Origin of the sequence: Campylobacter majalis (genome assembly GCF_905120465.1) — a bacterium.
Taxonomy (GTDB): domain Bacteria; phylum Campylobacterota; class Campylobacteria; order Campylobacterales; family Campylobacteraceae; genus Campylobacter_A; species Campylobacter_A majalis.
Window position 1 is genome coordinate 74481 of the sequence record NZ_CAJHOF010000007.1, and the last position, 26515, is coordinate 100995.

The 26515-nt window shown below is 36.2% G+C and carries 33 protein-coding genes; 8 read left to right on the forward strand and 25 right to left on the reverse strand.

Features of this window, described 5'->3' with window-relative positions; genetic code table 11:
- Positions 1 to 80: 80 nt before the first annotated feature.
- Genes LQU93_RS05005 through LQU93_RS05015 form a run of 3 tightly spaced genes read left to right on the forward strand, consistent with a single transcriptional unit; the run spans position 81 to position 5681 of the window.
- Positions 81 to 1205, forward strand: coding sequence for an efflux RND transporter periplasmic adaptor subunit (locus LQU93_RS05005; protein ID WP_229932785.1), 1125 nt, complete (start codon positions 81 to 83; stop codon positions 1203 to 1205).
- Positions 1205 to 4321, forward strand: coding sequence for an efflux RND transporter permease subunit (locus LQU93_RS05010; protein WP_229932786.1), 3117 nt, complete (start codon positions 1205 to 1207; stop codon positions 4319 to 4321). The genes LQU93_RS05005 and LQU93_RS05010 overlap by 1 nt, the downstream gene beginning before the upstream one ends.
- Entirely contained in the window at positions 4314 to 5681 is a 1368-nt protein-coding gene (locus tag LQU93_RS05015) for an efflux transporter outer membrane subunit (protein ID WP_229932787.1), read from the forward strand. The genes LQU93_RS05010 and LQU93_RS05015 overlap by 8 nt, the downstream gene beginning before the upstream one ends.
- A 27-nt stretch (positions 5682 to 5708) precedes the next feature.
- On the opposite strand, the gene LQU93_RS05020 is transcribed toward LQU93_RS05015, so the two are convergent.
- The 7 genes from LQU93_RS05020 to mraY form a co-directional block, all read right to left on the reverse strand.
- Positions 5709 to 7982 carry an ATP-binding protein gene (locus tag LQU93_RS05020; RefSeq protein WP_229932834.1) on the reverse strand — a complete coding sequence of 758 codons (2274 nt, stop codon included), beginning with the start codon at positions 7980 to 7982 and terminating at the stop codon, positions 5709 to 5711.
- A gap of 14 nt (positions 7983 to 7996) precedes the next feature.
- Positions 7997 to 9043, reverse strand: coding sequence for a PilZ domain-containing protein (locus LQU93_RS05025; RefSeq protein ID WP_229932788.1), 1047 nt, complete (start codon positions 9041 to 9043; stop codon positions 7997 to 7999).
- 106 nt (positions 9044 to 9149) lie between these two features.
- Entirely contained in the window at positions 9150 to 9749 is a 600-nt protein-coding gene (locus LQU93_RS05030; protein WP_229932789.1) for a peroxiredoxin, read from the reverse strand.
- A 96-nt stretch (positions 9750 to 9845) separates the two neighbouring features.
- A complete protein-coding gene (locus tag LQU93_RS05035; RefSeq protein WP_229932790.1) occupies positions 9846 to 11249 on the reverse strand; it encodes an alanine/glycine:cation symporter family protein in 1404 nt (467 codons plus the stop codon).
- Positions 11250 to 11697: 448 nt separating this feature from the next.
- Positions 11698 to 12906 (reverse strand): UDP-N-acetylmuramoyl-L-alanine--D-glutamate ligase, encoded by a 1209-nt coding sequence (gene murD / locus LQU93_RS05040; RefSeq protein WP_229932791.1) that lies wholly within the window; start codon positions 12904 to 12906, stop codon positions 11698 to 11700.
- Between the two features lie 330 nt (positions 12907 to 13236).
- Positions 13237 to 13395, reverse strand: a complete 159-nt coding sequence (locus LQU93_RS05045) for a hypothetical protein (RefSeq protein WP_229932792.1) — start codon at positions 13393 to 13395, stop codon at positions 13237 to 13239.
- Between the two features lie 52 nt (positions 13396 to 13447).
- Positions 13448 to 14515 (reverse strand): phospho-N-acetylmuramoyl-pentapeptide-transferase, encoded by a 1068-nt coding sequence (mraY, locus tag LQU93_RS05050; RefSeq protein WP_229932793.1) that lies wholly within the window; start codon positions 14513 to 14515, stop codon positions 13448 to 13450.
- A gap of 73 nt (positions 14516 to 14588) precedes the next feature.
- Between mraY and gpmI the strand changes: the two genes are divergently transcribed.
- The 5 genes from gpmI (at position 14589) to LQU93_RS05075 (ending at position 17678) form a co-directional block, all read left to right on the forward strand.
- Positions 14589 to 16055, forward strand: coding sequence for a 2,3-bisphosphoglycerate-independent phosphoglycerate mutase (gpmI, locus tag LQU93_RS05055; protein WP_229932794.1), 1467 nt, complete (start codon positions 14589 to 14591; stop codon positions 16053 to 16055).
- A complete protein-coding gene (locus LQU93_RS05060) occupies positions 16039 to 16296 on the forward strand; it encodes a hypothetical protein (RefSeq protein ID WP_229932795.1) in 258 nt (85 codons plus the stop codon). The genes gpmI and LQU93_RS05060 overlap by 17 nt, the downstream gene beginning before the upstream one ends.
- Positions 16266 to 16571, forward strand: a complete 306-nt coding sequence (locus LQU93_RS05065; RefSeq protein ID WP_418884063.1) for a DMP19 family protein — start codon at positions 16266 to 16268, stop codon at positions 16569 to 16571. The genes LQU93_RS05060 and LQU93_RS05065 overlap by 31 nt, the downstream gene beginning before the upstream one ends.
- A 62-nt stretch (positions 16572 to 16633) precedes the next feature.
- Positions 16634 to 17185 carry a cysteine hydrolase family protein gene (locus LQU93_RS05070; RefSeq protein ID WP_229932796.1) on the forward strand — a complete coding sequence of 184 codons (552 nt, stop codon included), beginning with the start codon at positions 16634 to 16636 and terminating at the stop codon, positions 17183 to 17185.
- A 52-nt stretch (positions 17186 to 17237) separates the two neighbouring features.
- Complete coding sequence (locus tag LQU93_RS05075; RefSeq protein WP_229932797.1) at positions 17238 to 17678, forward strand: OB-fold protein; 441 nt, start codon at positions 17238 to 17240, stop codon at positions 17676 to 17678.
- 552 nt (positions 17679 to 18230) lie between these two features.
- Here the strand turns inward: LQU93_RS05075 and secY are convergent.
- The 18 genes from secY to LQU93_RS05165 all read right to left on the reverse strand — a co-directional run bounded on the left by secY (position 18231) and on the right by LQU93_RS05165 (position 26514).
- Positions 18231 to 19493, reverse strand: a complete 1263-nt coding sequence (secY, locus tag LQU93_RS05080; protein ID WP_229932798.1) for a preprotein translocase subunit SecY — start codon at positions 19491 to 19493, stop codon at positions 18231 to 18233.
- Positions 19493 to 19894: a 50S ribosomal protein L15 gene (rplO, locus tag LQU93_RS05085; RefSeq protein ID WP_229932799.1), complete on the reverse strand. Its 402-nt coding sequence runs from the start codon at positions 19892 to 19894 to the stop codon at positions 19493 to 19495. Before rplO ends, secY begins: the two co-directional genes overlap by 1 nt.
- A 3-nt stretch (positions 19895 to 19897) precedes the next feature.
- Entirely contained in the window at positions 19898 to 20341 is a 444-nt protein-coding gene (rpsE, locus tag LQU93_RS05090) for a 30S ribosomal protein S5 (protein ID WP_229932800.1), read from the reverse strand.
- Positions 20342 to 20356: 15 nt separating this feature from the next.
- Positions 20357 to 20713, reverse strand: coding sequence for a 50S ribosomal protein L18 (gene rplR, locus LQU93_RS05095; protein ID WP_229932801.1), 357 nt, complete (start codon positions 20711 to 20713; stop codon positions 20357 to 20359).
- 9 nt (positions 20714 to 20722) lie between these two features.
- Positions 20723 to 21259, reverse strand: coding sequence for a 50S ribosomal protein L6 (rplF, locus tag LQU93_RS05100; protein WP_229932802.1), 537 nt, complete (start codon positions 21257 to 21259; stop codon positions 20723 to 20725).
- Between the two features lie 205 nt (positions 21260 to 21464).
- Entirely contained in the window at positions 21465 to 21860 is a 396-nt protein-coding gene (gene rpsH, locus LQU93_RS05105) for a 30S ribosomal protein S8 (RefSeq protein WP_229932803.1), read from the reverse strand.
- Between the two features lie 10 nt (positions 21861 to 21870).
- Complete coding sequence (locus LQU93_RS05110) at positions 21871 to 22056, reverse strand: type Z 30S ribosomal protein S14 (protein WP_034970020.1); 186 nt, start codon at positions 22054 to 22056, stop codon at positions 21871 to 21873.
- Between the two features lies 1 nt (position 22057).
- Positions 22058 to 22600 carry a 50S ribosomal protein L5 gene (rplE, locus tag LQU93_RS05115; protein WP_229932804.1) on the reverse strand — a complete coding sequence of 181 codons (543 nt, stop codon included), beginning with the start codon at positions 22598 to 22600 and terminating at the stop codon, positions 22058 to 22060.
- Positions 22601 to 22604: 4 nt separating this feature from the next.
- Positions 22605 to 22841, reverse strand: coding sequence for a 50S ribosomal protein L24 (rplX, locus tag LQU93_RS05120; protein ID WP_229932805.1), 237 nt, complete (start codon positions 22839 to 22841; stop codon positions 22605 to 22607).
- Positions 22841 to 23209, reverse strand: a complete 369-nt coding sequence (gene rplN / locus LQU93_RS05125; protein WP_229932806.1) for a 50S ribosomal protein L14 — start codon at positions 23207 to 23209, stop codon at positions 22841 to 22843. The genes rplX and rplN overlap by 1 nt, the downstream gene beginning before the upstream one ends.
- Positions 23209 to 23460, reverse strand: a complete 252-nt coding sequence (gene rpsQ / locus LQU93_RS05130; RefSeq protein WP_229932807.1) for a 30S ribosomal protein S17 — start codon at positions 23458 to 23460, stop codon at positions 23209 to 23211. The genes rplN and rpsQ overlap by 1 nt, the downstream gene beginning before the upstream one ends.
- A 1-nt stretch (position 23461) precedes the next feature.
- Entirely contained in the window at positions 23462 to 23656 is a 195-nt protein-coding gene (gene rpmC / locus LQU93_RS05135) for a 50S ribosomal protein L29 (protein WP_229932808.1), read from the reverse strand.
- Complete coding sequence (gene rplP, locus LQU93_RS05140) at positions 23643 to 24068, reverse strand: 50S ribosomal protein L16 (protein ID WP_229932809.1); 426 nt, start codon at positions 24066 to 24068, stop codon at positions 23643 to 23645. Before rplP ends, rpmC begins: the two co-directional genes overlap by 14 nt.
- A 2-nt stretch (positions 24069 to 24070) precedes the next feature.
- A complete protein-coding gene (rpsC, locus tag LQU93_RS05145; protein WP_229932810.1) occupies positions 24071 to 24769 on the reverse strand; it encodes a 30S ribosomal protein S3 in 699 nt (232 codons plus the stop codon).
- Position 24770: 1 nt separating this feature from the next.
- Positions 24771 to 25103 (reverse strand): 50S ribosomal protein L22, encoded by a 333-nt coding sequence (rplV, locus tag LQU93_RS05150; RefSeq protein ID WP_229932811.1) that lies wholly within the window; start codon positions 25101 to 25103, stop codon positions 24771 to 24773.
- 10 nt (positions 25104 to 25113) lie between these two features.
- On the reverse strand, positions 25114 to 25395 hold the full coding sequence (rpsS, locus tag LQU93_RS05155) for a 30S ribosomal protein S19 (protein ID WP_229932812.1): 282 nt from the start codon (positions 25393 to 25395) through the stop codon (positions 25114 to 25116).
- Between the two features lie 2 nt (positions 25396 to 25397).
- Entirely contained in the window at positions 25398 to 26231 is an 834-nt protein-coding gene (gene rplB / locus LQU93_RS05160) for a 50S ribosomal protein L2 (RefSeq protein ID WP_229932813.1), read from the reverse strand.
- Position 26232: 1 nt separating this feature from the next.
- Positions 26233 to 26514, reverse strand: coding sequence for a 50S ribosomal protein L23 (locus LQU93_RS05165; protein WP_229932814.1), 282 nt, complete (start codon positions 26512 to 26514; stop codon positions 26233 to 26235).
- Position 26515 lies beyond the last annotated feature (1 nt).

Consider the following 26515-nt stretch of genomic DNA (forward strand, 5'->3'; position numbering starts at 1 on the left):
TATAATAGTGAGTTGCTTTATTCTTATATTCATTTTAATTAAGTTAAGTAATTAATTCAATAAATTTAGGAGAAAACAAGATGTTTGGCAAATTTCAAGCTAGTATGACTTTGGCAATTATGCTATTATTTACAGGTTGCTTTAACAATGAAACAAACGAGCAAACCAACAAAACGCCGCCTACAATGCCAGCAGTGCCAGTAACTGCCATAAAAGCAATAAAGTCCGACAACAAAATGAGCTTTGAATACCCTACTCGTCTAGAAAGTCAGCAAGATGTTTATATAACGCCAAAAGTATCTGGCACACTAGTAGCACAAAATTTTAAACCAGGCGATAAAATTTCAGCCGGAGATGTATTGTTTGTCATAGAACAAGATAGATTTAAAGCAACTCTTGATGTGGCAGTAGCAGCTACAGCAAACGCTCAGGCAACACTAAAAAATGCAAAAAGCGAAATGGATAGAGTAAAAAAACTAACATCTCAAAAAGCCATCAGCCAGCGTGAATACGATGCCGCACTAGCCGCATTTGAAAGTGCAAGTGCAGCACTAGCAAGTGCAAAAGCGAGTGAAAAACAAGCAAAACTAGATTATAGCTATACTCAAGTAAAGGCACCTTTTGACGGAGTTGTCGGTGAAAATTTAATAGATGTTGGCTCATATGTAAATGTTGGCACATCACAATTAGTAAGATTAAGCAAAATAAATCCAGTCGAAGCTAGATTTTATATAGCCGATTCGGCAAATTTAGATAGGATAAATAATCTACAACAAAACAAATGGATACAATTAAACTCTGATGCAAGATTGTTGCTAGAAGGACAGGAATTTAAAGGCAAAATTTCATTCATTGACAATATTGTAGATAACAAAACTGGTAGTGTTCTTGCAAAGGCTGAGTTTAAAAATGACGATCACAGACTGCTTCCTGGAACATTTGCTAAAATTGTAATGGATGGATTTGTGCAAAAAGATAGCTTTTTGCTTCCACAAATAGTAATTAAACAAGACGTAATCTCACCATATGTGCTTGTAGTAGCCGATGGCAAAGTAGTAAAAAAATCAGTAAAAATAGTCTATCAAACCTCAAGCAAAGCAATCATCTCAGAAGGATTGAATGACGGCGATATTGTAATAACGGACAATTTTAGCAAGATTGCAATTGGTGCAAGTGTTAGTGCGGAGATTAAGGAGCAAGAATAATGTTTTCAAAATTTTTTATTAACCGCCCTATATTTGCCAGTGTTTTATCTATTATAATTGTTATTTCTGGCATAATGGCTATGCGTGGTTTGCCAGTTGAAGAGTATCCTGATTTAACGCCTCCGCAAATTACAGTATCTGCAAATTATACAGGAGCCAATGCTGAAGTTATTGCAAATACTGTTGCATCTATAATTGAAGATCAGGTTAATGGTGTTGAAAACATGATTTATATGCAATCAACATCAAGCTCAAATGGTTCAATGGGACTTAGCGTATATTTTAAGGTCGGAACTGACCCCAAACAAGCTACAATCGACGTTAATAACCGCGTCCAAGCAGCACTATCACGTCTGCCATCTGAAGTGCAACAAATAGGCGTAACTGTTCGAGAAAGAAGCAGCTCTATACTTGGCGTTGTTGCATTCAAAAATCCACGAGTCAGTGGCACAGAGTTAAATAATTATGTTAGTCTAAATATCTTAGATGAAATAAAGCGTGTCAAAGGCGTAGGAGATGCGATAGTAATAGGAAACCGAGACTACGCTATGCGTATTTGGTTAAAGCCAGATTTGTTATCAAAATATAATTTAAGCACAACAGAAGTGCTAAATTCTATAAAAGTCCAAAATAGCCAATACGCTGCTGGCAAAATTGGCGAGGCCCCTATAACAAATGACGTGCCTTATGTGTATTCAATAAAAGCTGATGGTAGATTTAGTTCTGTTAAGCAATTTAGCAACATAATTTTACGTGCAGACAATGATGGAAATATTTTGCGATTACAAGATGTGGCTGATATAGAGATAGGCTCACAAAACTATTCGATGACTGGTTATTTAAACAATGAAGAAATGGCACCAATGCTAATATTTTTACAAAATGGAGCAAATGCTATTGAAACTATGCGACTTATAAAAACCAAGCTAGAAGATGTATCTAAAACATATCCTGAGGGTCTTCATCACATAGTATCATACGATACAACAACCTTTGTTCAGGTGTCTATAAAAGAAGTTATAAAAACTTTTATAGAAGCGATGATACTTGTTATGATTGTTATATATATGTTTTTAAAATCTTTCCGTGCCACTATCATACCAATGCTTGCAGTACCGGTGTCTATCATAGGCACGTTTGCTGGTTTTTACGCAATGGGTTTTTCTATAAATTTAATCACACTTTTTGCACTTGTTCTTGCAATTGGTATAGTTGTTGATGATGCGATTATTGTCATAGAAAACGTTGAACGTATCATGCATGAAAATAAACAAATAAGCGTAAAAGATGCAACAATACAAGCAATGCAAGAAGTGACTGGACCGGTTATATCTATCGTGCTTGTGCTATCTGCTGTGTTTGTGCCAGTTGCATTTATGGAGGGATTTGTAGGAGTTATTCAAAGACAGTTTGCACTTACGCTTGTTGTCTCAGTTACTCTTTCTGGGCTTGTAGCGCTCACTTTAACACCTGCATTGTGTGCCGTAGTGCTTAAACAAAAACATGAAGAGCCTTTTTGGATCGTGAAAAAATTTAATGACTTTTTTGATTGGAGCACATCGATTTTTTCAGCTGGAGTAGCAAAAGTATTGCGTCATGTAATACCAAGTCTAATAGTAGCCGCAATCTTTGTCTATTTTGTTATAGCATTGCTTAAAATTTTACCTAGCTCACTTGTACCATATGAAGACAAGGGCTACGCTCTAGCCGTAACATCTCTGCCATCAGCATCATCAGCTACAAGAACAAAGGCAGAGGTTCAAAAGATAGGCGATGCGTTTTTATCTAATCCAAACATCAAGCAAGTTACTACATTTGCAGGTTATGATATGATAGCTGGGACACTTAGAGAAAACTCAGCCGTTGCATTTATAGCACTAAAAGATTGGAGCGAGAGAGAAGGACTTGCAAATAGTATATTTGGACTACTTGGACCATTAAACGGCATGTTGGCACCTAGTAGAGAGAGTTTGAGTTTTGTTATGAATTTGCCGCCAATTATGGGACTATCCATAACAGGTGGTTTTGACATGTATTTACAAAATAGAAGTGGCAAAACATACAATGAGATAGAGCAAGATGCACAAAAAGTAGTTGCTGCAGCAAATGCTAGACCAGAGTTAGTGCGTGTGCGAACCACTCTAGATACAAGCTTTCCGCAATATGATATTACAGTAGATGAAGATAAGGCTTACTTGCTTGGAGTAAATAAATCAGATATATTTGCCACGATAGCATCTACCATCGGCGGATATTATCTAAACGACTTTTCAATGTTTGGCAAAACCTACCGCGTATATGTAAGAGCAAAAGAGAGCTTTAGAAACTCAGCCGAAGATATAAGAAATATATTTGTAAAAAGTCAAAGCGGAGAAATGGTGCCGCTAAATGCTGTAGTAACGCTTACTAGAAGCATGGGTCCTGATTTAGTTGAGAGATTTAACCTATTTCCAGCTGCAAAAATAATGGGAGAACCAGCAGACGGATACACTTCAGGTGATGCACTAAATGCAATCGAAGAGGTGGTATATGAAACATTAGGCACAAGCGAATATTCAGTCGCATGGAGTGGCACAGCATATCAAGAAAAGGATGCGACTGGAACAGGTCAAACGGCGTTTATGTTTGGCATGGTTTTTGTGTTTTTAATCCTTGCAGCACAGTATGAAAGGTGGCTAATCCCACTAGCGGTTATAACTGCCGTGCCGTTTGCGGTATTTGGTTCGCTTGTGGCAACTTGGGCAAGAGGGCTAACTAACGACATATATTTTCAAATTGGGCTATTGTTGCTAATTGGTCTATCGGCAAAAAATGCTATTTTGATTGTCGAATTTGCTATGCAAGAACGCGAAAAAGGCAAAGCAATTTTTGATGCAGCAATCAGTGCAGCAAAGCTACGCTTCCGTCCGATAGTAATGACATCAATCGCCTTTTCTATGGGAATTTTCCCTATGGTTATATCAAGCGGTGCAGGTGCAGCATCGCGTCACTCGTTAGCTACCGGACTTATTGGTGGTATGATAGCAGCTACTACCATTTCGATATTTTTCGTGCCGTTATTTTACTACTTGCTAGAAAAATTAAACGCAAAATTTAAAGGAATTAAAAATGCGTAATTTAGGAATTTTAATACTTATGTTGTTTTTTGCTGGGTGTTCTTTTCGCCCAGATGTGCCCGATATAGATACAAATTTTAAGGCAAATGATGAAAATTTTCAAATACAAGACAAATGGTGGCATGATTATAATGATGAGCATTTAAATGCTTTGGTTCAAGAAGCTCTGCAAAAAAACTCTGATTTAAAAATCGCTTATTTAAATTTAGAAAAAGCAAGGCTATCTCTAGAGATATCAAAAGCTGATTTGTTGCCATCACTTGACATAAAAGGTGACGCTACTCGCTCTAGAACAAGTGGCGAAACAAACACAAAACAAGACAATATAAAATACGACTCTTTTTCACTTAGCGGAGTGTTAAGCTACGAAATTGACTTGTGGGGAAGAGTTAGAAATTCTATCGCATCAAATCAAGCATTACTTCGTGCCAACGAGTATGACTTAAATACTTCGCGTCTAAGCATAGTCGTTAGTGTCATAGATAGCTACTTTTCGCTAATTGCTTTAAAAATGCAAGAAGCTGTGTATATAGACACACTAAAAAGTTATACAGACACAATGAATTATCGCAAAAAACAGCTAGAGGCTGGGTCGATAACCAAATCAGTGTATTTGCAATCTCAAACATTAGTTCAGTCAGCACAAATAGATTTAAATAAAATACAAAAATCCATAGTCCAAGCTTCAAACGCTCTAGCAATACTTACAAACAAGACAAATGATGAGATTTTATACTCACTAATAGATGTTGCTGATACTTTGCCTTATGTGCCTGAAGTAAAAGCCAACATAAGCTCAGACATACTGCTTAAACGTAGTGATGTAGCCAGCGCATACGAAAGACTTCTTAGCTCAAACGCACTAGTTGGCGTGGCAAGAGCGGCATACTTTCCAACACTATCATTAACCGGAGTGTTTGGCTTTAGCTCTGATGCACTAGATAGTCTTTTTGTGCAAAACGCAAATATGTGGAGCATTGGTGGCTCTATGGTGCAAAATGTATTTGACTATTCTAAACGTGCAAACAATGTAGAATTAGCACAACTATCTCAAAGCATAAATGCAATCAATTATGAAAAAACTATAAAAACCGCATTAAGCGAAGTAAGAATAGCCCTAAATGATAGAAAAACTGCTATTGAAATTTTAAAGCAAACCAAAGAGTTGTTAAATTCTCAGCAAGAAATTTTTGAATTAATCAACGCTCAATATGATGCAGGTTATATCACGCATCTAGAACTGCTAGATGCTAAACGCAATCTTTTAAACGCTAAACTAAATGCAATTGGTGCAAATTTAAATTTAAATAACTCAGTAACGCAGGTATATCGTGCCTTTGGTGGAGGATTTAGCAAATAATTCAAGCCTTTAAAAAGGCTTGAATGCTTACTTCCAAACAAGAACAACCTTTTCATCGTAGATATCTGTTTTTTTAGGCAATATCTGTATCTCATCTACTGCTAAATTTCTTATATCATACTGCTCTTTTAGCTTTAAAATTTCACTCTCAAAATCTATTTGAAGCTGCTTAATTTGAGCTAGTATATTATCAACACTTTGCTCACTTAGCTTTACATCGCTTCGCTCTTTTAAAACTCTATTTACAGATCTAGCCGAGGTGGCAACTTTACTTGCGGTTGTTCGGGTTAAGCCTTTGCCTCCCATTATGGCACCAAGCAAACTCATACCGATATTTATGGCGGCACTTATGCCACTCGCCTTCATATCAGCTTGTTCTTTTTCTAATTTTGCTGTAGCTTTAATTAATCTATCATCAAGCTTTGATTTTTCACGTTCATATTTTATTTGCAAATCGTCTATTTTGCTAGACACAATTTCATCACATTTTTCTTTTAGTCTTAACAAAAAGCTCTCTTTGCTCTCATTTTCATTTGAATATAAGCCAAGAGATGAATACACACCAAACCTCTCGTTTCTATAAATATACTCTTTTAGGCTCTTTTTTAGTTCAGATGTATTTTTAGCCGATCTTATAAAGCTTGGCAAATCAGCATAGTTTGCATTTAAATTTTCATTTGAAAGTTTAGCAATCTTGATACCAACACTCGCCTTTCTCCAATCTAATTCATCATCATCTAACGCAAGTAAATAGTTTATCTTGCGAATAGCATCTATGCCTTTTTTAGTATCATAAAAACGCACTTTTGCCTCGCCCATTAAATAGCCGCTTAGCTCACCTGACACACTAGCATAAATTTGCTCTAAATCACCAGCAAGTATAGGACGCTGGTTAAAATTTTGTTTTTTGTCGGTTTTTAACAAAGCTAGATTTTGTTTTTTGTCGTTCATTAAATTTGATATTTGCTCACGCGACAAAGGACCCTTAAGATAGCTCAATGCAAAGCGTGTTTTGATTATTCTAAGTCTTGAATCATGTATATTTTTAACCAAAAAATGACGCTTGTTTAAGCTTGAAATTTCTCTTTCTAGCTTAGCTTTATCCATGCCGTCCATTGTGCTTAATCCATCTATAACACGAGCCTTATCCTGTGAAGTTTGCAGTCTACCTATAAACCAAGTTCCAATATTTGACAATCCTTTATAATCAAGATCGACTGGATTTTGAGTACTTAATACACAACCTACACCAAATGCACGAGCCTGTTTTAAAAGAGTAAGCATTGGCGTCTTTGATGGAGGATTGCCATTTGGTGGGAAAAAGCCAAAAATTTCATCCATGTATAAAATCGCCCTAAGCGAACTTGTTCCCTCGCATGTTCTCATCCATGCAACAACTTCGTTTAAAATTAGCGTTACAAAAAACATCCTTTCATTATCATTTAGATGCGAAATTGTAAAAATATTGCACTTTGCCTTGCCGTCTTTGTCGTATAACATTCTAGCAATATCTAAACGCTCACCTTGAATATATGAGTTAAAGCCAGGACTAGCCAATAGCGAATTTAATCTAATGCTTAATTTAAATCTATCAGTGGCTGGGTAAAATTTTTCTATATCAAACACACCTATTTTGTCAAATGGCGGTTCTACTATCAGTGTAATTAGCTCTTCTATGCTTAAATTTTCATTTTTTGCAAATTTTGTCTGAAAAATTTTAGATAGCAAAATATACTCTTTAGAGCTTTCATCAACATCGATACCTAAAAGCGATAAAAGCGAAGCACTAATTGAACCAATATAAGACACAAGTGCTTCTTCATCGTCAATATTTGGCACGTGAAAATCGCCAAGCAATGCTACACTAACACCAACGCTACTTTTTGGTGTATAAATAGTATAGTTTGCACTGTTTTTAAGAAGCTTTACTCTAGAATGATCTTGATAAGTATCACTAAGCCCTTCTTGCCAAGTTTTAGCAAGACTAGTTGCCATTTGCTCACGGCTTAAACCAGCATTACTAGCTTCATTTTCATCTACATATGGCAAAAACTCATCAGGATTTAACTCACTAAAACTCAAGCATAAATTTGTCATGTCTCCTTTTGGGTCTATAATTATACTTGGTATATTATCAATACACGCCTCTTCAAGCAAACTTATACCAAGCCCAGTTTTGCCACTGCCTGTCATACCAATAATACCAGCGTGCGTGACTAAATCTTTATTTTTATAAAAATACGGCTCATTATCTTCAAGCCCTAAATAAAAATGTTTTAAATCTTCTGCTATCGTTTTCATGCTAAATTTCCTATCTACACCAAGCTTTCTAACTCGCTCATCACATCCATGACTCGTTTGTTTATATATGTTTTTAACCATTGCGGAGCATCGTTTTTGCTATTTTGCAAACAATATCTCTTAAAGCCATTTTGAACAATAATATTTATAACTTTTAATGAAAAAACAACATTCTCACATCTGTTTGCATCCAAGCACAATTGCAAACTCGCACTAACCTCGTCACCAACATTTACTCCAAGCATCTTATCACTAAGCACACCAATTCCACCTATTGAAATATCATAAATGCTGCCTTCTATCTCATCATTAAGACTTCTAAGTAAAACTTTAGTAAATCGATCTGGATGAACTCGCTGATGCTCTCTCTCGCTTGCGTTTAGATGCTCAATCCTGCTAAAATTTCCAAGAGTTACGGTTGAGTTGTATATATCAAAATCAATTATATCCGCTTTTATATGTTTAAGAATCTGTTCGTCTTTGATTATGTAAGCATTGCCCTCATTTTTCATAGCTAAAATTTGCTGCTTTGGCACATTTAATGTTACACTTTCATCCACACTTACTATTTTTGCTGTATTTTTTATAACCACACCATCATACAAATTTAGCATTTGTATATCTTTGTTTGTTGTATATAATCTTTTAAATAAATCACTAAAATGTTCAAATAAATTACCATTTGAGCTATTTGTTGGAATTGATACAAAATTTTGTGCCTGTAAAGATCGCGAGATACACTCAAGCCTTTGACATAATGCTTTTAAATTTTTACCATCTTTTGAATACAAAAATATAAGCGACAAAAATAAACCACTAACAACGGCTCTAAATTCTATATTTTTGATACAAAAATTTTTATATTTTATGCCAAGTGCTATAATGTCTTCATTGTCACTAAAAATAGCACGATATAGGGTAATAGCGAAGTGTTCTAATTCATCACTATATAGCGTTCTAGTGTATATATCTCGTAATTCATAAGCACGAGCGACAAACTGCTCTTGCAACCTAGACAGTAGCTCTTTTTCATTGTCAAAAATATCAGCAACGATTAGCATATCGTATCCTTAAAGATTTTTAACGTAGATTATAGTAAAATTTTGCTTTTTTGTAGTTTATTGTAGAGTGACGAAGTAATGCTCTTCGTCACAAATTGTAGTTTTATTATAGTTTATCAGCGTTTGAGCCAAGATACTCAGCAACACCTTCTGTGCTAGCTTTCATACCTTTATCGCCCTTATTCCAACCAGCCGGGCAAACTTCGCCATGCTCATTTGTAAATAGCATCGTATCTACCATTCTTATCATCTCATCGATGTTTCTGCCAAGTGGTAAATCATTTATGACAGCGTGACGAACTGTGCCATCTTTGTCAAGCAAAAATGAACCACGTAGTGAAACGCCTACTTCTTCAATATGAACATCAAAGCCACGTGAAATAGCGTGATTTGTGTCAGCCACTATAGGAAACTGAACCTTACCAATGCCACCTTTTTCTACTGGAGTTTCTTTCCATGCGAAGTGCGAGAACTGATTATCAGTAGAAACCGCAATAACCTCTATACCGCGTGATTTAAACTCTTGATATCTCTTATCAAATGCTATAATTTCACTAGGGCAAACAAACGTAAAGTCCATCGGATAGAAAAATACAACCGCACCCTTCTCACCAATATTTTTGTATAGATTAAAATCATCTACTATTTGATTATTTCCTAAAACCGCTGCAGCTGTAAAATCAGGTGCTTTTTTTGTTACTAACATTTTTTCTCCTTATAATAATTTTTATCAACGGCGAAATTATACAATTAAAAACTTAAAGCAAAGTTAAATTAAAACAATTATCAAATAGGAAAAATTTTAACTTTTAATATAATCATTTACATTGTATTCTCTTTTATCATCATAGTCTTTTAGTAGCTTTATAACAATTGGACTTAGTATAAGTATGGCAATTAAATTTGGCAAAACCATAAATCCATTAAACATATCAGCAAGTTCCCATACCAAATCTAACTTTTGTGTGCTACCTATAAAAACAAAGCAAACAACTAAAATTTGAAACACCCTAATGCCCTTTTTGCCAAAGAGATAGCGAATATTTATCTCGCCAAAATAATACCATCCAACGATTGTAGTAAAAGCAAAAAAGAAAAGACAAATCGCAATAAACGAGTATCCAGCATTTACTCCCAAAAACGAACCAAAAGCTTGTTGCACTAACGTAATACCAACATAAGTCGCCTTGCCATCTATAAATTCAACCGAGCCAGAAGTAAGTATTACAAATACAGTGATATTTAAGACCACAAATGTATCTATAAATACGCTCATTATGCCCAATACTCCCTGCTCAACTGGATGTTTTACTTTAGCAGCAGCGTGAGAATGCGGAGTAGAACCCATACCGGCTTCGTTTGAAAACAATCCTCTGGCTATACCATATCTCATTGCGGTCGCTATAGTAGCACCTGTTGCTCCGCCCCATGCCGCAGATGGGTTAAAGGCAGCTTTAAAAATCAACAAAAACATCTCAGGCACAGCAGAGATATTTGAGATAATAATAACAATGCCAACCGCCACATAAAGTATTGCCATTATAGGCACAACTTTTTCAGCGACTCTTGTTATTCTTCTAACTCCACCTATAAACACAATGGTGCATATCAGTGCTAAAACTCCGCCACTAAACCACTGAGGAACATTAAATGCACTACTAAAACCGCTACTGATTGAATTTGCCTGAACCATATTACCCATAAAACCGAGTGCTAAAATAATAGCAATCGCAAAAAATCCAGCCAAAATTTTACCAAATTTTCCACCAAGACCACGAGAGATATAAAACGCCGGTCCGCCTATAATATGCCCACTATCGTCTTTTGTTTTGTAAATTTGAGCCAAGCATATCTCGGCAAAATTTGTCGCCATACCTAAAAAAGCAGCAATCCACATCCAAAATATAGCACCTGGACCACCCATTATAAGTGCCGTAGATGCACCTACTAAATTGCCCGTGCCAACCTGAGCTGCAACCGACGTAGCAACAGCTTGAAAGCTTGTCATGCCATCTTTTCCAGCAGCATCTCCATGAAGCGAAAAACTGCCAAAAAGCCGTCTATATGCTATTTTAAATTTACTCAACTGAACAAAGCCAAGTCTAATCGTAAAATAAATACCTGCACCGCAAAGTAGTGTAATAAGAAAATACGGTCCCCAAACAAAGTCATTTATGGTTTTTACAATATATAGCAAATTATCCAAGCAAATCCTTTAAATATGAAGTAGTCTTATAGGATACTAAAAATTTTATAAAATTCAAATTAACTTAAATTTTTTTATAAAATTAAAATTTAGTATTTGCTTAAGATTTTAGTTGTTTATTGTTAAAACTTTGCCAACAATTTAACTTGCAAAATTATAATAACTCAATTAAAAAGTTTTACTATAGCAATGAAAAACAAAAATATAAAAATTGCAAAGCAAATTTTAAAGAAGCATTTTTGATTTATAAAAGTGCTAGGTTTGTTGCTTATATTTAAGATTTGCTTTACTAAATTTCAAGATTAAAACGGATTTTTATATTTATTAAAAGAAGCTAAATCAATACAAAATTCAGCAAACAACAAGGATAAATTAAAGTTGGCTTTTTGGTCTTTGTTATTTAAATTTTGCAAAAGCAATTAATAAATTTTATAAAAATAATGCAACTTTAATTTAGATTTGCCACAAATTCTTTAAATTTATTACCTCGCTCGGCATAGCTTTTAAACTGATCCAAACTCGCACAAGCTGGGCTAAGAAGTGCCACTTCATCACTTTTAAGTGACTTTGAAATTTCACTTACGGCATTTTGCAAAATATCGCATTTAACGCACTTTATGCCAAATTTTTCGCTTAAAATAGTTAGCTTTTGGCTATTTGATCCGATTGTATAAATTTGTACATTTTTAGCACTCAAAGCCTTAAAAACCGGACTTAAATCCACACCTTTATCGTCGCCACCCAAGATTAAATGCAAAAATTTACCATCATATCTTTTTATCGCCTGTATCGTTGCGTCGATGTTTGTAGCCTTCGTATCATTTACCCAAACACGCCCAAATTTATCCCTAAACTCTTCAAGCTTATTTGGCTCGATGACAAATTTATTTAATCTGCCTACATCACACTTATCAAGCAAAATTTTCTCTACCGCAAGGGCTAAGAGTGCATCCATTAAAAACGGCGTTTTAAAGCCTATCTCGCTCTCATCTACACCGCAAAATTTAGCCAAATCCGTCTCGTTTTCATAGCTTATAACACAGGCTTTTGTGGGAGTTTTTGCGTATGCTTTTGGCACGATAGCCACGCCATTTTCGCTCATCATGCCAAGCGGCTTAAGCTTTGCTTTTTCATACTCACTAAAATCGCCGTGCCACGACAAATGATCAGGCGTGATAGGCAAAAGCACGTAAATATCAGGCTTTGCGGTGTTTGAATAATGCATAGTAAATGAGCTGGTTTCTAGTATCCAAATTTTTGCTTGTGAGCTAAGATCGGCAAGTGGCGTGCCGACATTTCCGCCCATTGCAGAGCCATGATTTTCAAGCAGATACTGCATCATCTTTGTGGTCGTAGTCTTGCCGTTTGTGCCACTAATCCATATACAAAAGGGTAAATTTTTTGTATGTTTTTCGTAAAAATAGTCATATTCGCTTATCAAATTCTTAGCTTTTTTGATAAGCTCGTGACTTGGTGCGATACCGGGAGTCGTGATCTCAAGCCCTGAGTTTTCGGGCTTAAACTCACTTACTGGCAAAAGCGTGTTGCCAAACTCATCGGTAGAAATCTTGCTAAATTTATCATCATAAATATCCCAGCCACCGCTTTTTGCGATGGCTTTTATCGTGCCGCCATATCCAAATAAGCTTTTTTTCATATTTTACCCCTTTAAGATTTCTAATTTGCCAAGCTAAACACAACACAAACTAAAATCACTCAAAAAATTATAAAAACAAACAGCCCTTGTTTTAAATCTATATGCCTATCAAATTAGCCAAAATCTCGGTCATCTCGCTATTTATTTTCTATCTTGTAAATAGTTTGTAGGTGCAAGTCTCTTTAAAATTTAGCCTTAAAAAATCATGAAAATAACTTGCGTATGCCACTCTACTATACTCACTCACAAAAGCTACACATGTGCTCAACGATTTTGGTAAGCTCGGCCTTTGTGCTGTCTGGCACGAGATTTGCCTCTATCAAAGCGATGTCAAATGCGATATTTTCGGCCCCATCCAGTCTCCCACCACTCCACGACATTAAAATCATAGACATTTTTGCTACCTATGGCTTTGATATTTTGCTTTAAAATTTCATACTTTTTGCCATCTTCATCGTAGCAATCAGTATATGATAAAATTTCAGCCAAATTTTATCATATCGCTCTTTTGCGACCTTAAAATTTGGTTCTATCACCGCTCTTACCTAAGTTTTAGAGCGATAAGTGCAACTAAGTTTGCCATCAAAGCAATAATCCAAAAGCGAATGATTATCTTATTTTCTGCCCAGCCCTTCATTTCAAAGTGATGGTGAATAGGTGCCATTAAAAATATGCGTTTTTTGTTGCGAAATTTATAGCTTGTGGTTTGTAAAATCACACTTAACGTTTCAACCACAAAGACAAAACCAACCAAAACGAGCAAAATTTCATTCTTGCTCATAATACCCATAAGACCTATAAAGCCACCGATACTAAGACTCCCACTATCGCCCATAAAAACTTGTGCTGGATAGCAGTTATACCATAAAAATCCAAGCAATCCACCAACAAGTGCCGAAGCAACAATGATAACTTCGCCTAAATTTACAACCTTTGGCAAGAAAAGATATGAGCTAAATACGGCGTGTCCACTAAGATAGGCAAATACACCAAGCGTAATTAATGAAAAGATACTAGGAACAGTAGCAAGTCCATCAAGTCCGTCGGTTAAATTTACCGAATTTGACGTAGCAACTAGCACAAGCATCCAAAATGCAACACTAAAAAGCCCCATATCAAAAAGTGGGTGTTTATAAAACGGCAAATAAAACTCACCGCTAAGCTTTCCTATAAAATATAAAAACATACAAACTATAAACGAAAATGTAATCAAAAGTGCCATTTTTGCCTTTGGCGTAAGACCAGCGTGATTTTTACGACCGACAATCTTTGAGTAATCATCATAAAAACCTATTGCACAAAATCCAACAAGCGTCATGAGCGACGCTAAAACAAAAGCATTATCAAGTCTAGCACAAAGCAAACTAGCAATAACTGCCGTAAATACAAAAACAAGTCCGCCCATAGTCGGCGTTTTGCCCTTTTCTTGGTGAGTTTTAGGGGCTAGTTCGTAGATGGGCTGACTGGCATTTTTAGCCTTTGCCCAGCGTATAAATTTTGGCATAAGCCAAACAGTAAGCACAAATGCCACGAAAAATGAAAGTCCAGCGCGAACCGTAAGATACTGAAAAAAGTTTAAATTTATAATCCCATTAAGATAGTAAAACAAAATATTGCCTTTATTTTTAAAAAGGCTAATTTTAGTATAATGCCACTAAAAAAATGATAAATTCGGAGCAAAAATGGCACAAAAAACCATACTTGTGATAACTGATGGCATAGGACATAACGAGAGTGAAAATTTTAACGCATTTGCCGCGGCTAAAAAGCCAACATATGAGTGGCTATTTAAAAACACGCCAAATACTTTAATAAAGACTTCCGGTTTTGCTGTTGGCTTACCTGAAGGACAAATGGGCAACTCAGAAGTGGGGCATATGACGATAGGGAGCGGACGAGTTTTATATCAAAATTTGGTAAAAATTGATCTAGCTTTTAAAAATGGTGATTTTAAAACCGATGAAAATTTATGCAAAATGTTTAAAACTTGCAAAAATATCCATGTCATCGGACTTTACTCAGATGGTGGAGTGCATTCGCACCTTAATCACTTTCATGCCATGTATGATCTAGCTGTGCAAAATGGCTGCAACGCCCACGCACACATCATCACAGATGGTCGCGATGTATCGCCAAAATCAGCATTTGAGCTTGTAAAATCAGCCGAGCAAAAGATGAAAATTTCAACCATTTGCGGTCGCTTTTACGCCATGGATAGAGACAATCGCTTTGAGCGTGTAAAACAGGCTTATGATGCGTATTTTGGGGCTTTAATGCCACTTAGTATTACGCCAAGCAAGTACATAGAGCAAAACTATGCTAAAAATGAGATTGATGAGTTCATCGCCCCTGCTACTTTTAATGATTTTAAAGGCATTGGCGAAAATGATGGCGTGATTTTTATAAATTTTAGAAATGATAGAATGCGTGAGCTAGTAAGTGCATTTGGAGGCGAGAGCTTTAGTGAGTTTGAGCGAAAATTTATCGTGCGAAATTTAATCACGATGACCGAATACGACGCGAAATTCACCTATCCAGTTTTAATCCCAAAAGAAAATTTGCAAAACACTCTATCAAATGTCATCGCAAAAGCTGGTAAAACGCAGTTTCATACGGCAGAAACAGAAAAATACGCCCATGTAACTTTCTTTTTTAACGGCGGAGTAGAAGATGCTGAGATAAACGAAACTCGCGTTCTTGTGCCTAGCCCAAAGGTAAAAACATACGACGAAAATCCACAGATGAGTGGTTATGAAGTATGCGATGCGGTTTTAAAGGCGATTGATGCGGAGTATGACTTTATCGTGGTAAATTTTGCAAATGGCGATATGGTCGGGCATACGGGCGATTTTAACGCGGCTGTAAAGGCGGTTGAGGCGGTTGATGAGTGTCTTGGCAAGATCGTGCAAAAGGCTCGTGAGCTAGGCTATGCGTACGTGCAAATTTCAGATCACGGCAACTGCGAGGCTATGCGTGATGAGAGCGGTGAAATGCTTACCAATCACACGACTTTTGATGTGTATTGCTTTGTGATGGCCAATGGCGTGAGTGAGCTAAAAAGTGGCATGGGGCTTAGCAACATCGCAGCAAGTGTCATAAAATGCATGGGGCTTGAAAAACCAAGCGAGATGAATGAGGCGATATTTTAACATGCAAGAAAAAGAAATTTATAAGGCGATAACAGCTGATGAAGTTAAAATGCTTGATGATATTTACAAGATTAATCAGCCGATGTTTTGGACTATTGATATTTATAACTCGCATAAGGAGTATCTACAATCAGCCAAACGCTTTACTCTAGAGCAACGCTATTTAAATGCGATTTTTGGTATTTTGCAGAAGTTAATAACGGTGGGCATATTCAGTTTTTTACCAACGCCACAGGCATAGTTTGGCAAGATGTGATAGATGGGCTTAATCATTTTGGCATAAAATCTCATGCTAAAAATTTTCAAAAAGTGCTTGATTATTTTAATGAAACAATCCCTTTTGATAGGGACGAGCGAGAGAAATTATTTGATAGTGCGGATGATGAGCTTGATGAAATTTTAAAAAACATTGAGAGTGATTTTAAAAATGCTGATAAAGAGATTTTAAATTTTATTAAAAATAATCCCGATAAATTTACATTTAACGGCACTTATCGTAGCTATCAAGCTTGGTGAGTTAGTATTTTGACTAAAAAATGCAAAATTTATGTTTAAAATCATAACACAAAGGAAAATAAATGAAAGATACAGCACTTGTCATAATCGACATACAAAATGACTATTTTCAAGGTGGCAAATCCGAGCTTTACGAGCCGATAAAAGCGGCACAAAATGCAAAAGCGTTGCTTGAAAAATTTAGGCAGCTAAACGCACCGATTTTTCATATCCAGCATATTTTTGAGAGCGAAAATGCACCATTTTTCGCACCAAATACAAACGGCGTGCAAATACATGAGTTATTAACACCAAAAGATGGTGAATTTGTCGTTGTAAAGCATTTTCCAGACGCATTTTTAAACACTAAACTAGGACATGAGCTAGAACGCTTAAATATTAAAAATCTCATAATTTGCGGTATGATGAGTCACATGTGTATAGATACTAGTGTGCGTTCAGCCGTTGCAAAGGGCTTTAGTGTGAGTTTGGCTCATGATGCTTGTGCTACAAAAGAGCTTGAGTTTAACGGCACAAAGATAGACGCAAATATCGCTCATATAGCATTTATGGCTGCAATGAATGGAATTTTTGCTGATGTAAAAACAACCGATGAAATTTTAAAAAGTTTGTAAAATTAACCTAAAATTTGTTAAATTTCTATTTTTAAAAAATAAAAGGAAAAATATGAAGAAGTATTTAAAATTTAGCCTAGCTGTTGTTTTGGCTGGAGCATTTGCTGGTTGTGCTGAGGTTACTGAGGCGCTAAATAGCATAAATAAAGTCGCAAGTGGCGCCAGTCTTGCAACCGAAATCAACCCAAGCACCATATGTAATGAGTGGAAAGAAAACGAAGCAAGAGCAATACAAAATTACAACAACAAAATGATAAAATTTAAAGGCGAACTCACTCATATATCTTCTAGTGCCTTACTTAGCAACACCGCTTCATTTAAGTCAGGTAATGCAGATCTTACTTATGTGCCAGAAAATTCAAAAGCTGATAACATCGCAACCCTAAGCAAAGGTAAAAGCTACATAGTTACTGGCAAAATCACAAGTATATCATACAGCCTTGATCCAAAATCAAAATGCGACATTGGACTATTAGGGGCTTTAATAGAATAAAAGTGTTATTTAAAGTAGATAAATTTAGCTTAAGTTCTAACAAATGAGCTTAAAAACCATAACCATATCGATAAAAATAAGTATATTGTTTGTTTTTAAAATTTCAAAAAATCTAAATATTTAAAATATCTTTAGATCAATTAAAACAAACAAAATACTAAAAATGGCATGAATTTCATAGGTGAGGTTATATTAAAAAGTATCAAATTTAATCCAAGCAATAAAGAAATTTTTAACTTACTACGCTCATTAAAGTAAAATCCTTAAAGTATTAAAAGCTATTTAAAACCTTTAATGCTTTTTAAAAACTAAAAAGCATTGTATAAAAAGAAAACTAAGCCACTACAAAATAACAAATATTACATGACTTTCATGATTTTAAGAATAAAATAAAAAGTTTATTAATGATAAAAATCACATCAGTAGGATAGAAAAATTTTAAAGACTGGGTAATAAAAATGAATTTTTGATGTGCAAAAGGGTAAATTTTAATAATAAAAATCGCACTATATAAAAAAGGCAAGGTGGTAGCTTACCCACTTTGCCAAAATTTTATAAGCCAACAGCACTTAGTGTTTGGTATTTATTCATGTATATTTGAGCTTCTACTCTTCTCATCGTATCAAGTGCTACTGAAACAACGATAAGCACAGATGTACCACCAAAATAAAAAGGCACACCCATAAACTTAACTAAAACCCAAGGAATCGTTGAGATAAGCCCTAGATAAATAGCACCTGTAAATGTCAAACGTGAAGCCACTTCGTTTAAAAACTCAGCTGTGCTTTCACCAGGTCTAACACCAGGTATAAATCCACCTTGTCGCTTTAAATTTTCGCTAATATCTTTTGTATTAAATGTGATAGAAGCGTAAAAATAAGCAAAAAAGATGATAAAAACAAAACTTAAGAAATTAAACATGTAGCCATTTGGGTTTAAAAAATCATAAACCGCCTGAACGTATGGGTTAGTACTCGCTTGTAAAATAGTGCTTGGAAACATCAAAATCGCACTTGCAAAAATTGGAGGTATAACACCACTAAGATTTACCTTAATTGGTATATAATTCATAATGCGTTTATTCTGATTTTGCATAACAACCTTACGAGAATATGAGATTGGTATGCGTCTCTCACCCATTTCAACAAAGATAATAACACCAACTGTTAATAAAACCACTGCCAAAATAGCAATTACAACTAAGAAATTTAACTCACCTGTATTTACTAAATTTATAGTGCCTCCTATTGCTGAAGGTATACCAGATACAATGCCCGCAAAAATAATAAGACTTATACCATTGCCAATGCCACGCTGAGTAATTTGCTCACCTATCCACATAAGCAGCATTGTTCCAGATAGCATTGATGTAGCAGCTATCGCGATAAATAAATTTAGCTCTATCATAATAGCTTGTTCGCCATTATGTCCGTTTAAGCTCTGCAAACCTATGCTAACACCAATAGCCTGAACTATCGTAATAGCAATGGTAGCGTAACGGATAATTTGCATATATTTTTGCATACCATCACGCTCTTTTTTAAGCTTTCCTAAATTTGGAAAAGTTGCCGCCAAAAGCTCCATGATGATAGATGCTGTAATATAAGGCATAATACCAAGTGAGATAATACTTAAACGTTCAGCAGCATTACCACTAAACATATTAAATAATCCAAGTGCGTTATTGCTGTTTGAGTTAAAAAAATCTTTAATCACATCTACATTAACGCCAGGAACTGGCACATATGCCAGTATCCTATAAGCAAATAAAAATGCCAACGTGATTAGAATCTTGTTGAGCAAATTTTTATTCATTATTTTGTACCGCTAACAATAACGTTGCTATCTTTTATCTTAGACACAAGATCTTTTGCACTAACGCCGATTAATTTTATCTTTGTTACGCTTTTTGAAATTTTATGCACACTTGCAATAGTTGCAATAGTAATTTCGCTTAGATCTTTTACAGCTGTGATCTTTTCTACATTTATCACATAAGGTTTTTCAAACTTAGATGTAAAGCCTACTTTTGGCAAACGTCTTTGAAGTGGCTGCTGACCACCCTCAAAGCCACGCTTTTCATTATAGCCTTTTCTAGCTCTTTGACCCTTGTGCCCTTTTCCTGCTGTTTTGCCATGACCGCTACCTTGTCCGCGACCAATTCTTTTTGTATTTTTTGTTGAACCAACTGCTGGAGTTAAATTTTCTAATGCCATATCTTATCCTTTAAGCATACTTAGTGCTTTTATAGTAGCACGTACAACGTTTGCTGAGTTGTTTGAACCAAGTGACTTTGTAAGGATATCCTTAACGCCTGCAAGCTCTAAAATAGGTCTAGCACCACCACCAGCAATAACACCAGTACCTTCGCTAGCTGGGCGAAGCAAAATACGACTTGCGTTATACTTAACTTCGATATCGTGAGGTATAGTTGTACCTTTTAGCTTAACTTCAATGATGTTTTTAAATGCATCATCAACGGCTTTTCTCATCGCATCTGGCACCTCTTTAGCTTTACCGTAGCCAAAACCAACTAAGCCATTTTTGTTGCCAACTACCACAAGTGCTGTAAATCTAAATCTACGACCACCTTTAACAACCTTTGTAACCCTACCGATATCAACGATTACTTCTTCAAATTCTTCTCTATTATACTTTTGCATTGATTTTCCTTTGGGTTATAGCTTAATGCCATTTTCTCTTAAAGCGTCAGCAAATGCTGCAACTACACCATGATACAAGTATCCGTTTCTATCAAATACGCCAGTTTCAATACCCTTAGCTTTCAAAGCAGCAGCAAATTCTTTAGCCAACACTACCGCACCATCTTTGTTTGCTTTAATGCCTAGCGTTTTACCACTTGCAGCCGCTATTGTTGTAGCCGTTACATCGTTAATCGCTTGAACATAAATCGTTCTATTTGATTTAAATATCGAAATTCTTGGGCAAACAGGGCAACCTGAAATTTTAGCTCTAACTCTTCTTTTTCTCTTTAATCTAAGAGCAAGTTTTCTTTTTAATACTTTTGCAGTCATTTTTTATCCTTACTTCTTAGATGTTTTACCCGCTTTGCGGATTATGCGTTCTTCAACATATTTAACGCCTTTGCCCTTATATGGCTCAGGCGGCCTAAATCCTCTAACCTGTGCTGCTACTTGACCAATTACTTGCTTATCGCTACCTTTTAAAGTAATGATATTTCTCTCAACTGTAGCCTCTATACCCTCTGGCAACTCATAGTTTATAAGGTGTGAAAAACCAAGAGTAAGCTCAAGAATTTTACCTTTAACTGCAGCTTTGTAACCAACACCGTTAATTTCTAGCTGACGTGTAAAGCCCTGAGTTAATCCTATAACGATATTGTTAGCTAAAGCCCTATATGTTCCCCAGTAAGCTCTGCTTTGGCGATCTTCACCCTTTGGAGAAAATACAACCTCGCCATTTTCTACTTTTACTTCAACATGACCCTTTGTGTCAAGTTCTTTTACGCTGTTGCCTTTTTTAAATTTCAAGACACCATTTTCAAAGCCAACTTCTAAACCGCTCGGTATAGATATTGGCTGTTTTCCTATACGTGACATTTTTTTCCTTTTACTTGTCTAGGGTGTTTCTACTATCTTGAATAAACACCTCAATGCCGTAAATTTTATTGCTTTTAAAGTTATAAAAGCAAAACCTTTTATTATTTTGCACTTTAGATTACATAAAGCAAAATTTAATTATGTTGGCCTCAAAAGAAGCCTACATAATCTGATTAACTTTAACAAATAACGTTCAAGTTAAATATTACCAAACAGTGCAAAGAATTTCGCCACCAACACCAGCTTTGTGAGCAGCTTCACCACTCATCACGCCTTTGCTTGTGCTAACTACGATAGTTCCGTATCCATTTTTAAAACGCTTTATATCGTCTTTACCTTGATATACACGTCTGCCAGGAGTTGATACACGCTTAAGCTCATTTATAACACTTCTACCATACTCATCATATTTAAGCACAACGTTTATAAATTTCTTATTGCCATCTTCTACAACATTAAAGCTCTCTAAATAGCCATTACTTGTTAGCACATTAAGAGTTGCTTCTACAACATTTGAGTGTAGAAGTTTTGTTGTATCTAGCTTTCTAAGAGCCGCATTTCTTATACGCGTTAATCCATCTGCTATTAAATCATTTAACATATTCTTATCCTTACCAACTTGCTTTTTTTAGACCTGGTATTAGTCCCTCGTTAGCCATTTTTCTTAGGCAAACACGGCAAATTCCAAAGTCTTGATAAACAGAGTGTGGACGTCCGCAGATTTGACATCTCGTATAACCACGAACTGCAAATTTTGGCTTTCTAGCAGCTTTTGCTATCATTGATTTTTTTGCCATCTTACTTTCCTTTTGCAAACGGCACACCAAATAGCTCTAGCAATTTGAATGCCTCTTTATCGTTTTTAGCTGTTGTTGTTACAGTGATATTCATACCATGAGTACGTAAAATTTTATCATACTCAACCTCAGGGAACATTAACTGCTCTGTTAATCCAAAGTTGTAGTTGCCTCTGCCGTCAAAACCATTTCTTGGCAATCCACGGAAGTCTTTAACTCTTGGCAATGCTACACTTATAAGCTTATCCAAAAACGCATACATACGCTCTTTTCTCAAAGTCACTTTGATACCAACAGGAAAACCTTCACGCACTTTAAAACCAGCAACTGATTTTTTAGCATTGCAAACTATTGCTTTTTGACCTGCTATTAAAGATATAGTGTCTGCCATATTTTGCAAAATTTTCTGATCTTTTGCAGAATCATTTGCACCAACGCTTATAACAATCTTTTCAAGTGCCGGAACAAGCATAGGATTTTTGATATCAAATTCTTTTGTTAAAGCTGGTATGATACTCTCTTTGTATTTATCTTTTAATCTCATACTCTTAACCCTCAACTTTCGCAACATTTGAGATGTCTATCGGCATTTCTTTGTTGATATGACCACCATTTGGTGTTTTATCGCTTGGTTTAATAGCCTTTTTAGCTAGCTTACAACCTTCAACGATAACCTGACCTTTTTTAGCCAATACAGACAAAATTTTGCCAGTTTTACCTTTGTCGTCACCAGTGATTATCTTTACCATATCACCTTTTTTGATTTTGTATTTTACATTTGCCATTATAGAACCTCCGGTGCTAGTGAAACAATCTTCATAAAGTTAGCATATCTAACTTCACGACCAACTGGTCCAAAGATACGTGTTCCAACTGGCTCTCTTTTATTGTCTAATATAACAGCTGCATTCTCATCAAAGCGGATAAGTGAGCCATTTTCTCTTTGAACTTCTTTTTTAGTTCTAACAACTACCGCCTTGACAACTTGACCTTTTTTAATCTTGCCATTTGGCAAAGCTTTTTTTACAGAGCAAACAATAATATCACCTAGTGTTGCATATCTTCTTTTGCTTCCGCCTAAAACCTTAATACACATTAGCTCTTTTGCGCCACTATTGTCAGCAACTGCTAGTCTTGTAAAACTTTGAATCATTACTCAACTCCCTTTGCTAAAATAGCTTTTAAACGAAAGCTCTTACGTGCCGAGATAGGTCTGCACTCAATAGCAACAACAGTATCTCCCGCTTTTGTTTCATTTTTTTCATCATGAACTAAGTATTTTTTAAAGCGTTTTACAAATTTGTGATATCTTGGATGCATAACGCGTCTTTCAACCAAAATTGTAGCTGTTTTATCGCCAGCTTTTTGTAAAACTACGCCTTGAATTTCTCTTTTTAATGCCATTTTACGCCCCTTGCTTTGTTGCACTAATTGCAGTATTGATACGGGCTATCTCTTTTTTAACAGCACCGATCTCGTTAGGGTTGCTTAACTGCATAGTTTTTAGCTTTTGTTTTAATGTAAATAAAAGCACCTTTTTCTCTTTAAGCAAAGCGTTTAGTTCTGCAACGCTTTTATCTTTTAAATCAGTATATTTCATTTTCACTCTCTCGCGTTACAAATTTTGTCTTAAAAGGTAATTTGTGCATAGCTAATGTAAGTGCCTCACGTGCAAGTTCTTCGCTAACACCTGCCATTTCGTATATTATACGACCTGGCTTAATATTCATTACCCACTCTTCTACACCTGCTTTACCCTTACCCATACGAGTTTGAAGTGGCTTTTTAGTTAATGGCTTATCTGGGAAAACACGTATCCAAATTTTTGCCTGACGTCTTACATGACGAGTAAGTGCTTGACGAGCAGCTTCAATTTGGCGTGAATTTATACGACCAGCTTCAACTGCCTTAAGTGCAAATTCGCCTGTTGATAAATTTGCACCACGTGTCGCATAGCCACGATTGCGACCCTTCATTTGCTTACGAAATTTCGTTCTTTTAGGTAGTAACATGATTATTTACCTCTTCTTGGTCTGCGTGATTTTTTAGGTGCATCTTCTTCTGTTTTTTCCGGCTGAACACCTTTTTGAAGTACTTCGCCTTTAAAAATCCATACTTTAATGCCTATGTTTCCATAAGTCGTATGTGCTTCTGCCACACCATAATCAATCTTTGCTCTAAGTGTATGCAGTGGCACACGTCCTTCTAGATACCATTCAGTTCTTGCCATCTCAGCACCACCTAAACGACCAGCAACTGAAATTTTAATACCCTTAGCACCTGCTTTTTGTGCACCTTGGATAACTTTTTTCATCGCACGGCGGAAAGCAACACGACGCTCAAGCTGCATAGCTACGTTTTCAGCGGCTAGTTGAGCTGAAGCCTGTGCTTTTCTCTCTTCTTTGATGTTGATATTTACATCTTTACCAACAAGCTTTGAAACTTCATTTTTAAGAATTTCAACATCTGAGCCTTTTTTACCAATGATAATACCTGGTCTTGCAGCTACTACTGTAACACGAAGCTTCTTGGCTGTTCTTTCTATTAGAATTTGACTAATTCCAGCATAGTAAAGCTTTTTCTTTAAAAATGCACGAATTTTATAATCTTCGCCAATGTTTTGAGCTAGTGTATCCTTTGAAGGAAACCATCTAGACTCCCAGTTGCGGTTAATGCCTAGTCTAAGACCTATTGGATTTACTTTTTGTCCCATATTACGCTTCCTTCTTTTCAGCTTTAGATACTTCTACCATGATGTGAGAAGTTGGTTTGCGAATTCTACTCGCTGTTCCTCTTGCTCTTGGGCGAAATCTCTTTAATACAGGGCCTGCATCCACACGGCAACTACTTACTACAACTTCTTCAGGCTCAAATCCGCCATTTGCAACAGCTGAGCTGATAGCGTTAGCGATAAATTTTGCACCACGGTTTGGCATAAACTGCAAACTAGCAAGTGCAAGCTCGGCATTCATACCCTGAATCTCACGAGCTATAAGTCTGGCTTTTGTAGGTGAAAGTCTTACAAATTTTATAATTGATTTACTCATTACCTACCCCTTACTTGCCGATTTTTTTCTGCACTGAGCCTTTGTGACCCTTAAATGTGCGTGTTGGAGCAAATTCGCCAAGTTTATAACCGATGTGATTTTCTGTAACATACACAGGTATAAAGCTCTTGCCATTATGAACGTTAAATGTTAGTCCTATCATCTCAGGCACGATTGTGCTTCGTCTTGACCAAGTTTTGATAGGTTTGTTGTCGTTTGCCTTTTTAGCGGCATCAACTTTTTTCATTACATGATCATCTACGAAAGGACCTTTTTTGAGTGATCTAGCCATCTCTATTTTCCTTTCCTTCTTGAAATTATAAGCTTATCGCTTGCTTTTTTACGGCGAGTCTTAGCACCCTTAGTTGGTTTACCCCATGGAGTAACTGGATGACGACCTGAGTTTTTCTTGCCCTCACCACCACCGTGTGGGTGATCTACTGGGTTCATCGCAGAACCACGTGTTTGTGGGCGGATACCGCGGTGGCGGTTACGACCAGCTTTACCGATAGTTACGTTTGCCCAATCTTCGTTGCCTACAACGCCGATAGTAGCCATACATTCAGCCAAAATTTGTCTCATCTCTCCTGATGGCATACGAACGATTACATATTTATCTTCTTTACCCATTAGCTGAGCATAACCACCAGCTGAACGAGCTATTTGAGCACCTTTGCCAGGTTTTAGCTCTATGTTATGCACGATGGTACCCACTGGGATATAGCGCAACTTCATAGCATTTCCCGGCTTAATATCAAGTGAGCTATTTTCAGCAGATGCGATAACATCACCTACATTTAAACCACTTGGCTTAATGATATATCTTTTTTCGCCATCTTTATATGAAATTAATGCGATACGGCAGTTTCTGTTTGGATCATACTCAATCGCTTCAACCTTACCTTCAACGTCAAATTTGCGACGCTTAAAGTCGATGATACGATATAATTTTTTTGCACCTGCTTCTTTATGGCGAGATGTAATGCGACCGTTGTTATTTCTACCGCCAGTTGCTGGAAGTTTAACAAGAAGGCTTCTTACACTTGGCTTAGCTGTGATATCTTCTGAACTTAGTCCAGTCATATATCTACGGCTAGGGGTATATGGTTTATATGATTTTATCGCCATCTTATGCCTCCGTGTTCTCTAGGCTTACGCCCTCTGGTAGTTTTACGTAAAATTTCTTAAAATCATCTCTTACGCCAACTCTTCCTCTAAAACGCTTAACTTTGCCGTCCATTCTAAGAGAATTTATGCGAAGTGGCGTTATCCCAAAATACTCTTTTAAAACTTCTTTTAAGCCATTTTTAGTAACGCGTGGTGAAGTCTGGATAACTACAACACCTTGCTCTTGAAGGCCAAGAGTTTTTTCTGTATAAATAATTGTTTTGATATCAGTTATATCTGCCATA